At 63.5% G+C, this 12,880-nt stretch carries 7 protein-coding genes and 3 rRNA genes; 1 reads left to right on the top strand and 9 read right to left on the bottom strand.

Annotated elements, in window-relative coordinates:
* Positions 1-12: 12 nt before the first annotated feature.
* From MOV08_RS34615 to MOV08_RS34575, 9 genes are all read right to left on the bottom strand, one after another.
* Entirely contained in the window at positions 13-861 is an 849-nt protein-coding gene (locus MOV08_RS34615) for an FHA domain-containing protein (RefSeq protein WP_229921846.1), read from the bottom strand.
* A 118-nt stretch (positions 862-979) separates the two neighbouring features.
* Entirely contained in the window at positions 980-1,963 is a 984-nt protein-coding gene (locus MOV08_RS34610; RefSeq protein WP_275310217.1) for a DUF881 domain-containing protein, read from the bottom strand.
* Positions 1,964-1,968: 5 nt separating this feature from the next.
* Positions 1,969-2,301 (bottom strand): small basic family protein, encoded by a 333-nt coding sequence (locus MOV08_RS34605; RefSeq protein WP_016578706.1) that lies wholly within the window; start codon positions 2,299-2,301, stop codon positions 1,969-1,971.
* Entirely contained in the window at positions 2,298-3,230 is a 933-nt protein-coding gene (locus MOV08_RS34600) for a DUF881 domain-containing protein (RefSeq protein WP_275310216.1), read from the bottom strand. The genes MOV08_RS34605 and MOV08_RS34600 overlap by 4 nt, the downstream gene beginning before the upstream one ends.
* Positions 3,231-3,306: 76 nt before the next feature.
* Positions 3,307-5,802, bottom strand: a complete 2,496-nt coding sequence (locus MOV08_RS34595; RefSeq protein WP_102923558.1) for a mannose-1-phosphate guanyltransferase — start codon at positions 5,800-5,802, stop codon at positions 3,307-3,309.
* Between the two features lie 116 nt (positions 5,803-5,918).
* Positions 5,919-6,533: a cardiolipin synthase ClsA gene (gene clsA, locus MOV08_RS34590; protein WP_039638260.1), complete on the bottom strand. Its 615-nt coding sequence runs from the start codon at positions 6,531-6,533 to the stop codon at positions 5,919-5,921.
* A gap of 147 nt (positions 6,534-6,680) precedes the next feature.
* Positions 6,681-6,797 (bottom strand): 5S ribosomal RNA (gene rrf / locus MOV08_RS34585).
* 71 nt (positions 6,798-6,868) lie between these two features.
* A 23S ribosomal RNA gene (locus tag MOV08_RS34580) occupies positions 6,869-9,990 on the bottom strand.
* Positions 9,991-10,299: 309 nt separating this feature from the next.
* Positions 10,300-11,827, bottom strand: a 16S ribosomal RNA gene (locus MOV08_RS34575).
* Together the 16S, 23S and 5S rRNA genes form the textbook arrangement of a ribosomal RNA operon.
* Before the next feature lie 585 nt (positions 11,828-12,412).
* On the opposite strand from MOV08_RS34575, the gene MOV08_RS34570 reads away from it, so the two are divergent.
* Positions 12,413-12,862, top strand: a complete 450-nt coding sequence (locus MOV08_RS34570; protein ID WP_039638258.1) for a PTS sugar transporter subunit IIA — start codon at positions 12,413-12,415, stop codon at positions 12,860-12,862.
* Positions 12,863-12,880: the final 18 nt, after the last annotated feature.

The raw sequence follows: 12,880 nt of genomic DNA, 5'->3' as shown, positions 1-12,880 counted from the left end.
CTTCCCTGGCGGTCAGATGCCGACGCCTCGCTGGCTCGCGTAGAAGACCAGGCGGTACTTGCCGATCTGGACCTCGTCGCCGTTGGAGAGCACCGCGGAGTCGATCGGCTCGCGGTTGACGTAGGTGCCGTTGAGGCTGCCGACGTCGGTGACGGTGAAACGGCCGTCCGAACCGCGGCGGAACTCCACGTGGCTGCGGGAGACCGTCACGTCGTCGAGGAAGATGTCGCCCTGCGGGTGCCGACCCGCCGTCGTCAGCTCGCCGTCCAGGAGGAAGCGACTGCCGGCGTTCGGACCCCGGCGGACGACCAGCAGGGCCGAGCCCATCGGCAGGGCGTCGACGGCGGCCTGGGCCTCCGGCGAGAGGGCCGGGGACAGGTTCTGCCCGGTGGCCTCCGCGTCGTACGCCTCAAGCCCCGAGATGGAGATCGTCGACGTCGTCTCGGAGGCCCGCTCGGGCTGGGCCCCCGGGCGCAGCGGCGCGCCGCAGTTGGAGCAGAACCGGCTCGCCTCGGCGTTCCGGTGCCCACACCTCGTACAAACCGGCAAGGTCGACCCTCCACCCGTGTGTGCGGCTGATGGTTCCTGGGAACCTATGCGGCCGGCACCGGAGGGGTCAACAGAACCCGCGCCATGCCCCCCGGACGGACCGCCGACCTCATCACGGAAGAGCGGACGGCTCTCGGACCCGGAGCCCTCCTCCTGGCGGCGCGGAGCGCGATGCCGCGCGGAGCCGCCGTCGCCTTCCTGACGCGCGCTCTTGCCGAACAGCTTTCCAAACAACTTCACGGGCGATTCCCCTTGTACGACACAGACCCGCCCGTGGGGCAGGACGAACCCTCGATGCACACACCGGCCGATCCGGACATCCTGTGAACGTCCGTGGCCTTCAGACAGTTTCCACCACACACCACACGCACGGTGCGTCGACCCCCCGCTACCTCATGCCCTCGCCGGGCCATCACCATACGTAGACGCCTCACTGGGATGACAACCGAGCGTAGTCAGGCCGCTTCGCCTCCCGCAAGGCGTCCACAATGATCTTCTGTTCACGGGTCACAGACACCTTGGCCTGCTCCTTTTCCAGTGTCTGGACCACTCCGCCAGGGATGTTGAGCGCCGGCTCCAGGTCCTCCGGCTTCCCGATGACCTTGAAGCGGTACGGCGGCGTGACGGTCTTGCCGTCGATCTCCACCCCGCCCCGGAGGTCCGAAAGAGAGGTGTTCGCGACGACGCGAACGTTGTTGACCTGGATGGCCTCGGCCCCGGCCGCCCGCAGTTCCTGGATGGTGTCCAGCAGTTTGTCCGCCTCCACGGAGTGGTGGGGGTCGTCGATGGTCAGGTTGATGCCGGGGCCTTGCGCCGCGACGGTCCCGGCCAGCACACCCAGCTGCTGTTCCTTCTCCACGGTCTGCTTACGGGCCTCCTCGGCTTGGTCCGAGCTGTTCTCCAGCTCGGTCTTCTGTCCCTCCAGGCGCCGCTGCTCATCCGTCAACCGCTGGGAGCGGTTGTCCAGTTCGTCCAGAATGCGCACCAAGTCCTCTTGGCGCGCGCCCCGCAGCGCACTGCTGTCACTGGTGGAACGTACCTGAATCGCGAGGCCGAGGCCGAGAATGAACAGGAGCAACGCGACGATCAGTTGAGCCCGGGACACCCTCGGCGGCCACAGACCGGCGCGGAGCCGCTGCCTACCGGTCAGCGGAGGCACGGCGGCTTCCTCGTCCGCAGCCGCGTCCACACCCGCACCAACTGCCGGTTCGGACCCCTTCTGTCCGGCTTCGTTCTTCTGGGACGCCGATTCCGCTCCGGCGGTGCGCCCGTCCGCCCACCCTGGACGGCGGGGACTCTCCGGCGGCATCGGCTGCCGCCCGGCGGGACTGTCCGCACGACCCTCCCGCGCCGGGCCGGGCTCCGGCTGCCCTTCCGGCGTGCGCTCCGGCTCCGGGGTCTCGTCCGTTGCCATCGGCCTCACGCCCGGAAGACGTGCCGGCGGATCGCGGCAGCGTTGGAAAAGATGCGGATGCCGAGCACCACGACGACGCCGGTGGAGAGTTGGGCACCGACGCCCAGTTTGTCCCCGAGGAAGACGATAAGGGCGGCGACGACGACGTTCGACAGGAAGGAGACGACGAAGACCTTGTCGTCGAAGATGCCGTCCAGCATCGCCCGCAGACCACCGAACACGGCATCCAGCGCGGCGACGACAGCGATCGGCAAGTAGGGCTCGACCACCGTCGGCACCACGGGTCGGACGACGATTCCGACCACGACTCCTACGATGAGGCCCAGTACGGCGATCACGATGTGCCCTTCCCTGTGTCGGCGCCGTCCGCCTTCGCGGCACCGGCCTTCGGCTTTGCGGTACGTACGGTCAAACTGGGCGCGGGCGGCAGCGTGACCTGGCTCTCCACGGAAATCTTGGCGCGCACGCCGTAGTTCTCCTGCAACACATGCAGATACTGGCCATCGGCGCTGTCCTGGAACTTGGTGCTCAGCCGCTGCCCGTCCCCCACCGCCAGCACCGTATAGGGCGGCACCAGTGGCTTGTTGTCGACCAGTATGGCGTCTCCCGCGGCTCTGATCGCCGAGAGCGACGTGAGCCGCTGCCCATTGACGGAGATGGCCTCCGCACCGGACTGCCACAGGCCGTTGACGACCCGCTGCATGTCACGGTCGCGCACCCGCCCGGTGTCGGAGAAGTCGCTGCTCTCGCGCGGACCTCCGGTGCCGGCCTCGGACCCCTTGGCATCGTCCACGACCAGCTTCACACCCGGCCCGGTGACCTGCGTCGACCCCGCCAGCAACGCGAGCAGCTCGGCCTTGCCGTCACCGCCGTGCTTCAGCGCCTCGCGCTGCATCCGGTCCACCGCGTCCCGGGTCGCGTCGACCCGCTGCTGCTGGCCGTCGGCCTCGGTGGTGCCCTTCTGGATGCGGTGGATCAGCTCCTCCCGCTCCTTGGCCAGCGTCGGCGCCGCGACCCGCGCCTGCGCCGCCCCCACGGTCACCACCAACGCCGCCAGCACCAAACCGGCCGCCAGGCCCAACTTCGCGCGCAGCGTGCGCGGCAGGCCGCTGACGCCCTCCGCGGACTTCCGCGCGGCGGCCTCGGCGTATCCGTCGTCGAGGCTGTGATCCATCACGTTGGTCAGCAGCGACATGGAGGCATCCGGGCGCGCGGCCAACGGGTGGGGGTTGCTCCGAACGGGGCGCTGCTGCGACATGCCGCACATCGTCCCATGTCGGCGGCACGGTCTCCCAATGGCCCCACCGGCGTGCCGATCGGCGGCACGCCGGTGGGGAACAGGGTCAGCGTCCGGCGCTGTCCACGACAACCGCCCACTCGTCCAGCAGCTGCTGCGCGGAGGCGTCGTCCGGTCCTTCCGCCCAGAGATGGGTGACCGCCTCGGCCGGGTCGGGCAGCACCAGCACCCAGCGCCCGTCGGCCTCCACGATCCGCACTCCGTCGGTGGTGTCCACGTCCCGATCGCCGGCCGCCTCCACGACGTGCCGCATGACCAGACCCTTCACCGCCCACGGCGTCGCCAAGTCCCGCCGCTGGACGTGCGCCCGCGGGATCCGCGCGTCGATCTGGCTGAGCGTGAGCTGCGTACGGGCCACCAGACCGATCAGCCGGACGAACGCGGCGGCGCCGTCGAAGACGCTGCTGAACTCCGGGATGATGAAACCGCCCAGACCGTCGCCGCCGAAGATCGTGGCGTCCTGGCGCCCCACCCGGGTCAGATCGTCCGGTGAGGTCGTCGTCCACTCGACCTGCGTGCCATGGTAAGCCGCCACCTGCTCGGCGATCCGGGTCGTGGTGACCGGCAGCGCCACCCGCCCACTGCGCCGCTCGGCCGCGACCAGGTCCAGCATCACCAGCAGCGCGCGATCGTCCTCGATGATCCGGCCGCGCTCGTCCACCAGGGAGAGCCGCTCGCCGACGGGGTCGAACCGCACGCCGAACGCGGCCCGCGCCGAGGCCACGATCTCGCCGAGCCGGACCAGACCGGAGCGGCGGGCGTCAGCGGTCTCGGTCGGCCGGGCCTCGTCCAGACCGGGATTGATGGTCAACGAGTCGACGCCGAGCCGCCCCAGGAGGCTGGGCAGCACCAGGCCGGCGCTGCCGTTCGAGGCGTCCACGACGACCTTCAGGCCGGACTCGCTGATGCCCGTGGTGTCCACGGCCCGCAGCATCGCCCCCGTATAGGAGTCGAAGACGCTGGCCGGGAACTGGAGATCGCCGATCTCACCGGGAAAGGCCCGCCGGTACTCCTGGCGGGCATAGACCCGGTCGAGCTTGCGCTGCCCGGCCTGCGAGAGGTCCGCACCCCGCTCGTCGAAGAACATGATGTCGACGGAGTCCGGCACCCCCGGCGTCGTCCGCACCATGATCCCGCCGGCACTGCCGCGAGCGGTCTGCTGACGGGCCACCGGCAGCGGTACGTTCTCCAGGTCGCGGACGTCGATGGCGCTCGCCTGCAGCGCGGAGATCACCGCGCGCTTGAGGGCCCGGGCGCCACGCGAGTGATCGCGCGCCGTGGTGACCGTTGCGCCCTTCTTCAACGTGGTGGCATACGCACCGGCGAGCCGCACCGCCAGTTCCGGAGTGATCTCGACATTGAGGATCCCCGACACGCCGCGCGCCCCGAAAAGGTGCGCCTGGCCGCGGGACTCCCAGATGACGGAGGTGTTGACGAACGCACCGGCCTCGATCGTCTTGAAGGGATAGACCCGCACGTTGCCCTGGACGATCGACTCCTCGCCGATGAGGCACTCATCGCCGATGACCGCGCCGTCCTCGATCCGCGCGGCCCGCATGATGTCGGTGTTCTTGCCGATGACACAGCCGCGCAAATTGCTCTGTTGGCCGATGTAGACGTTGTCGTGCACCACGGCCCTGTGCAGGAACGCGCCGCTCTTGACGACGACGTTGGAGCCGACGACGGTGTGCTCGCGGATCTCCACATCCGCCTCGACCTTGGCGTAGTCCCCGACGTACAACGGGCCGCGCAACACCGCGTCCGGGTGCACCTCCGCGCCTTCGGCGACCCACACCCCCGGCGAGATCTCGAAACCATCGATATCGACGTCGACCTTGCCTTCGAGCACATCGGCCTGGGCCTTCACATAGCTTTCGTGCGTGCCGACGTCCTCCCAATAGCCCTCGGCGACATAGCCGTAGATGGGCTTGCCTTCCTTCATCAGCTGCGGGAAGACGTCCCCGGACCAGTCCACCGGAACGTCGGCCTCGACGTAGTCGAAGACCTCCGGCTCCATCACGTAGATACCGGTATTGACGGTGTCCGAGAAGACCTGGCCCCAGGTCGGCTTCTCCAGGAAGCGCTCGACCTGCCCGGCCTCGTCGACGATGGTGATGCCGAACTCCAGCGGATTGGGCACCCGCGTGAGGCACACAGTGACGAGGGCGCCCTTTTGCTTGTGGAACCGGATGAGATCGCTCAGGTCGAAGTCGGTGAGAGCGTCACCGGAGATGACCAGGAAGGCGTCGTCCTTGAGGGCCTCCTCGGCGTTCTTCACGCTGCCGGCGGTGCCGAGTGGCTTTTCCTCATTGGCGTAGGTGAGCTCCATTCCCAGCTCTTCTCCGTCGCCGAAATAGTTCCGGACGAGCGAAGCCAGGAATTGCACGGTCACGACGGTCTCGGTGAGACCATGCCTTTTCAACAGCCGCAGTACATGCTCCATGATCGGCCTGTTGACCACCGGGAGCAGCGGCTTGGGCATGCTGGATGTCATGGGGCGAAGGCGAGTGCCTTCGCCGCCGGCCATCACAACGGCCTTCATGTCGGAAGCGTCCTCCTCGAAGAGACGACGGTCTTGCCGACTTCACTTGTCAAGGGCGCCCACTGTTTCCCCCGTATGGGCGCCGGGCCTTGGCACGATCTGCCTTTTCGGCGAGCTCAGTCGGCCGTGGCGTCCGCCCTGATGATCCGACGGACCTGGACCACGTAGAGGATCCCTGCCCACCAGTAGAGCGCTGTACCCCATCCGGCGAACGCCCATCCGAAAACGGTCGCGAGCATGTGAAGCCAGCTATGTCCGTCTCCGTCGCTCAGCAGCAGCAACGGGAAGGCGTACATCAAGTTGAACGTAGCCGCTTTGCCCAGGAAGTTCACCTGGGGAGGCCCGTAGCCGTGGCGTCCGAGGAGCCCCACCGCGATGAGCAGCATCAACTCGCGGGCCAGCAGCGCCGCGGTGAGCCAGAGCGGAAGGATGTCCCGCCAGGTCAGACCGACCAGGGTGGAGAGGATGTAGAGGCGATCGGCGGCCGGGTCGAGGACCCGCCCCAGCCTGCTGATCTGGTTCCAGCGCCGGGCGAGCTTGCCGTCGAGGTAGTCGCTGACGCCGCTCAGCGCGAGCACGAGCAGCGCCCAGCCATCGACCTTCGGACCGCCGAACGCCGGCCAGAGGATCAGCCACAGGAACACCGGCACGCCGACCAGGCGCGCCATGCTCAGGATATTCGGGATGGTGAGGACACGGTCTGTCTGGATCCGCGTCTCCTGGACCTCCACGCGGAAGCCTCCTGTGGGAGAAATATGCCGATGTTGTCCCCGACTTTACCCGGCCCGCCGGCCACCTCGTGCCGCGGGTCCCCATTCCGAAACGCAAAGAATCCCTGTTGGGAACCGAGGTTCCCAACAGGGATTCTTCTAAAATTAGTTCGGCGGCGTCCTACTCTCCCACAGGGTCCCCCCTGCAGTACCATCGGCGCTGAAAGGCTTAGCTTCCGGGTTCGGAATGTAACCGGGCGTTTCCCTAACGCTATAACCACCGAAACACTATGAAACACTAAACAACCGTTGGTCTGTTCGTGGCTTCAGAACCAACACAGTGGACGCGAGCAACTGAGGACAAGCCCTCGGCCTATTAGTACCAGTCAACTCCACACCTTACGGCGCTTCCATATCTGGCCTATCAACCCAGTCATCTACTGGGAGCCTTACCCCATCAAGTGGGTGGGAGCCCTCATCTCGAAGCAGGCTTCCCGCTTAGATGCTTTCAGCGGTTATCCTTTCCGAACGTAGCCAACCAGCCATGCCCTTGGCAGAACAACTGGCACACCAGAGGTCCGTCCGTCCCGGTCCTCTCGTACTAGGGACAGCCCTTCTCAAGACTCCTACGCGCGCAGCGGATAGGGACCGAACTGTCTCACGACGTTCTAAACCCAGCTCGCGTACCGCTTTAATGGGCGAACAGCCCAACCCTTGGGACCGACTCCAGCCCCAGGATGCGACGAGCCGACATCGAGGTGCCAAACCATCCCGTCGATATGGACTCTTGGGGAAGATCAGCCTGTTATCCCCGGGGTACCTTTTATCCGTTGAGCGACGGCGCTTCCACAAGCCACCGCCGGATCACTAGTCCCTACTTTCGTACCTGCTCGACCCGTCAGTCTCACAGTCAAGCTCCCTTGTGCACTTACACTCAACACCTGATTACCAACCAGGCTGAGGGAACCTTTGGGCGCCTCCGTTACCCTTTAGGAGGCAACCGCCCCAGTTAAACTACCCACCAGACACTGTCCCTGATCCGGATCACGGACCCAGGTTAGACATCCAGCACGACCAGAGTGGTATTTCAACAACGACTCCACACCAACTGGCGTTGGCGCTTCAAAGTCTCCCACCTATCCTACACAAGCCGAACCGAACACCAATATCAAGCTATAGTAAAGGTCCCGGGGTCTTTCCGTCCTGCTGCGCGAAACGAGCATCTTTACTCGTAATGCAATTTCACCGGGCCTATGGTTGAGACAGTCGAGAAGTCGTTACGCCATTCGTGCAGGTCGGAACTTACCCGACAAGGAATTTCGCTACCTTAGGATGGTTATAGTTACCACCGCCGTTTACTGGCGCTTAAGTTCTCAGCTTCGCCCCACCGAAATGGAGCTAACCGGTCCCCTTAACGTTCCAGCACCGGGCAGGCGTCAGTCCGTATACATCGCCTTACGGCTTCGCACGGACCTGTGTTTTTAGTAAACAGTCGCTTCTCGCTGGTCTCTGCGGCCACCCCCAGCTCAGGAAGCAAGTTCCCTCACCGGAAATGGCCCCCCTTCTCCCGAAGTTACGGGGGCATTTTGCCGAGTTCCTTAACCATAGTTCACCCGAACGCCTCGGTATTCTCTACCTGACCACCTGAGTCGGTTTAGGGTACGGGCCGCCTTGAAACTCACTAGAGGCTTTTCTCGACAGCATAGGATCATCCACTTCACCACAATCGGCTCGGCATCAGGTCTCACCCTGCATGAGAGACGGATTTGCCTATCTCTCGGGCTACACCCTTACCCCGGGACAACCACCGCCCGGGCTGGACTACCTTCCTGCGTCACCCCATCGCTTACCTACTACAAGTCTGGTCCGTCGGCTCCACCACTCCCCTTCACCCGAAGGATCCAGGGCGGCTTCACGGACTTAGCATCGCCTGATTCAGTATTGGGCGCTTCAAAGCGGGTACCGGAATATCAACCGGTTGTCCATCGACTACGCCTGTCGGCCTCGCCTTAGGTCCCGACTTACCCTGGGCAGATCAGCTTGACCCAGGAACCCTTAGTCAATCGGCGCAAGAGTTTCCCACTCTTGTATCGCTACTCATGCCTGCATTCTCACTCGTGAACCGTCCACAACTCGTTTCCACGGCTGCTTCACCCGGCACACGACGCTCCCCTACCCATCACAACAGGCGTTAGCCCTCATGCTGCAATGACACGACTTCGGCGGTGTACTTGAGCCCCGCTACATTGTCGGCGCGGAATCACTTGACCAGTGAGCTATTACGCACTCTTTCAAGGGTGGCTGCTTCTAAGCCAACCTCCTGGTTGTCTCTGCGACTCCACATCCTTTCCCACTTAGCACACGCTTAGGGGCCTTAGTCGATGCTCTGGGCTGTTTCCCTCTCGACCATGGAGCTTATCCCCCACAGTCTCACTGCCGCGCTCTCACTTACCGGCATTCGGAGTTTGGCTAAGGTCAGTAACCCGGTAGGGCCCATCGCCTATCCAGTGCTCTACCTCCGGCAAGAAACACACGACGCTGCACCTAAATGCATTTCGGGGAGAACCAGCTATCACGGAGTTTGATTGGCCTTTCACCCCTAACCACAGGTCATCCCCCAGGTTTTCAACCCTGGTGGGTTCGGTCCTCCACGAAGTCTTACCTCCGCTTCAACCTGCCCATGGCTAGATCACTCCGCTTCGGGTCTTGAGCATGCTACTCCAACGCCCTATTCGGACTCGCTTTCGCTACGGCTTCCCCACACGGGTTAACCTCGCAACATACCGCAAACTCGCAGGCTCATTCTTCAAAAGGCACGCAGTCACGACGCAAAGAACAAGTCTCTGCGCGACGCTCCCACGGCTTGTAGGCACACGGTTTCAGGTACTATTTCACTCCGCTCCCGCGGTACTTTTCACCATTCCCTCACGGTACTATCCGCTATCGGTCACCAGGGAATATTTAGGCTTAACGGGTGGTCCCGCCAGATTCACACGGGATTTCTCGGGCCCCGTGCTACTTGGGTGGCTCTCAAGCAAGCCGCTGACGTTTCAGCTACGGGGGTCTTACCCTCTACGCCGGACCTTTCGCATGTCCTTCGCCTACATCAACGGTTTCTGACTCACCGACCGGCCGGCAGACCGATCAAGAAAGCTCCCACAACCCCAACCACGCAACCCCTGCCGGGTATCACACGTGACTGGTTTAGCCTCATCCAGTTTCGCTCGCCACTACTCCCGGAATCACGGTTGTTTTCTCTTCCTGCGGGTACTGAGATGTTTCACTTCCCCGCGTTCCCTCCACACTGCCTATGTGTTCAGCAGCGGGTGACAGCCCATGACGACTGCCGGGTTTCCCCATTCGGACACCCCCGGATCAAAGCTCGGTTGACAGCTCCCCGGGGCCTATCGCGGCCTCCCACGTCCTTCATCGGTTCCTGGTGCCAAGGCATCCACCGTGCGCCCTTAAAAACTTGGCCACAGATGCTCGCGTCCACTGTGCAGTTCTCAAACAACGACCAGCCACCCACCACCCCAACCCGAAGGCTGAGTTCACTGGGGCCGGCATCCCGAAGGCTCAGACCATAGTCCGCACCCTCAGACACCCAACAGCGTGCCCGACACCCAGACCCGACCCGATCCGCGTTCCACGCCCAAAGGCAGTACTAGCGTCCCGATCGATCCCTGTGTGCCGAGTAGTCAACGTTCCACCCATGAGCTAACCACCGTCGAACACTCGCCGACGTAGTGGCTCTGGACAATCTTGCGACTGCCTAGATGCTCCTTAGAAAGGAGGTGATCCAGCCGCACCTTCCGGTACGGCTACCTTGTTACGACTTCGTCCCAATCGCCAGTCCCACCTTCGACGATTCCCTCCCACAAGGGGTTGGGCCACCGGCTTCGGGTGTTACCGACTTTCGTGACGTGACGGGCGGTGTGTACAAGGCCCGGGAACGTATTCACCGCAGCAATGCTGATCTGCGATTACTAGCAACTCCGACTTCATGGGGTCGAGTTGCAGACCCCAATCCGAACTGAGACCGGCTTTTTGAGATTCGCTCCACCTCGCGGTATCGCAGCTCATTGTACCGGCCATTGTAGCACGTGTGCAGCCCAAGACATAAGGGGCATGATGACTTGACGTCGTCCCCACCTTCCTCCGAGTTGACCCCGGCAGTCTCCTGTGAGTCCCCATCACCCCGAAAGGCATGCTGGCAACACAGAACAAGGGTTGCGCTCGTTGCGGGACTTAACCCAACATCTCACGACACGAGCTGACGACAGCCATGCACCACCTGTACACCGACCACAAGGGGACCGTGTCTCCACGGTTTTCCGGTGTATGTCAAGCCTTGGTAAGGTTCTTCGCGTTGCGTCGAATTAAGCCACATGCTCCGCTGCTTGTGCGGGCCCCCGTCAATTCCTTTGAGTTTTAGCCTTGCGGCCGTACTCCCCAGGCGGGGAACTTAATGCGTTAGCTGCGGCACGGACGACGTGGAATGTCGCCCACACCTAGTTCCCAACGTTTACGGCGTGGACTACCAGGGTATCTAATCCTGTTCGCTCCCCACGCTTTCGCTCCTCAGCGTCAGTATCGGCCCAGAGATCCGCCTTCGCCACCGGTGTTCCTCCTGATATCTGCGCATTTCACCGCTACACCAGGAATTCCGATCTCCCCTACCGAACTCTAGCCTGCCCGTATCGAATGCAGACCCGGGGTTAAGCCCCGGGCTTTCACATCCGACGCGACAAGCCGCCTACGAGCTCTTTACGCCCAATAATTCCGGACAACGCTCGCGCCCTACGTATTACCGCGGCTGCTGGCACGTAGTTAGCCGGCGCTTCTTCTGCAGGTACCGTCACTCTCGCTTCTTCCCTGCTGAAAGAGGTTTACAACCCGAAGGCCGTCATCCCTCACGCGGCGTCGCTGCATCAGGCTTTCGCCCATTGTGCAATATTCCCCACTGCTGCCTCCCGTAGGAGTCTGGGCCGTGTCTCAGTCCCAGTGTGGCCGGTCGCCCTCTCAGGCCGGCTACCCGTCGTCGCCTTGGTGAGCCACTACCTCACCAACAAGCTGATAGGCCGCGGGCTCATCCTTCACCGCCGGAGCTTTCCACACGGAGATCATGCGACCCCGTGTCATATCCGGTATTAGACCCCGTTTCCAGGGCTTGTCCCAGAGTGAAGGGCAGATTGCCCACGTGTTACTCACCCGTTCGCCACTAATCCCCGACCGAAGCCGGTTCATCGTTCGACTTGCATGTGTTAAGCACGCCGCCAGCGTTCGTCCTGAGCCAGGATCAAACTCTCCGTGAATGCTTACCGGTAATCCGGTATCAACACTCGCGTTGAGCGGAACCGCAAGGAGGAATAATCCTCGCGGTTCACAGCGTCCTCGCTGTGCGCCTCCCAAAGCTATTGGAAGGACTTTTCAAAGGAACCTCATCTCCATGATGGAGACGGGGTATCAACATATCTGGCGTTGACTTTTGGCACGCTGTTGAGTTCTCAAGGAACGGACGCTTCCTTCGGATTCCCTCTCGGGCTTCCTCCGGGCGCTTCCCTTCGGTGTTTCACACTCTATCAGGGCTTTTCCGGCTTTCGAACCACCGCTTTTCTGCAGGCATGCAGAAGCGCACGATTCGAGAATCTGGATCAAGACTTTGAGGAGTGCCGCCCACTCAGTCGGTCGCGTCGAGCGCTTCCTGGCTGTCCGGGGCAGATCCCAAACACTACAGCGGCCGGATGGGCGAGGCAAATCGATTCCGCGTCGGCGGGGGCCTCAATCGGGCTCTGTCATGCGGAACCGTCAGTTCTTATGACTTACGCTTCTCAACGGTGCGCCGTCCGGGACAGGCAGTGACGGCGGCCTGATGAATCTTCACCCCTGGGAGGTTTCCCATGACCACCGTGACGTCCCCTCTTGCAGGACGCGCCATCGGCCTCGCGGCTGTGCCGGACCCCGTCTTCTCCGGCGCGATGGTGGGCCCCGGTACCGCCATCGACCCGGTGCGTGAGCCGTCGGAGGCAGTTTCGCCCGTGGAGGGCGTGATCGTCTCGCTCCACCCGCACGCGTTCGTCGTCGTGGACGCCGAAGGGCACGGCGTGCTGACGCACCTTGGTATCGACACCGTGCAGCTCAACGGCGAAGGCTTCGAGCTGCTGGTGAACAAGGGCGACACCGTGACCCGCGGACAGGCTGTCGTGCGCTGGAACCCGGCCGCGGTCGAGGAGGCCGGCAAGTCGCCGGTGTGCCCCGTCGTCGCGCTGGAGGCCACCGCGGACTCGCTCGGCGAGGTGCGCGAGGACGGCGACATCAAGGCCGGCGACGCGCTCTTCTCCTGGCAGTAGGCAGCCGGGTGCCGTCGT

The sequence above is a fragment of the Streptomyces yunnanensis genome (genome assembly GCF_029011865.1).
GTDB lineage: Bacteria > Actinomycetota > Actinomycetes > Streptomycetales > Streptomycetaceae > Streptomyces > Streptomyces yunnanensis.
Note: the sequence above shows the minus strand (reverse complement) of the source record. Positions and strands in the feature narration are given on the sequence as shown.

Coding starts and splice junctions, on each gene's coding strand:
- MOV08_RS34600 (WP_275310216.1), bottom strand. CDS start 3,230: ATGTGCGGCATGTCGCAGCAGCGCCCCGTTCGGAGCAACCCCCACCCG.
- MOV08_RS34595 (WP_102923558.1), bottom strand. CDS start 5,802: ATGAAGGCCGTTGTGATGGCCGGCGGCGAAGGCACTCGCCTTCGCCCC.
- MOV08_RS34610 (WP_275310217.1), bottom strand. CDS start 1,963: ATGGCAACGGACGAGACCCCGGAGCCGGAGCGCACGCCGGAAGGGCAG.
- MOV08_RS34570 (WP_039638258.1), top strand. CDS start 12,413: ATGACCACCGTGACGTCCCCTCTTGCAGGACGCGCCATCGGCCTCGCG.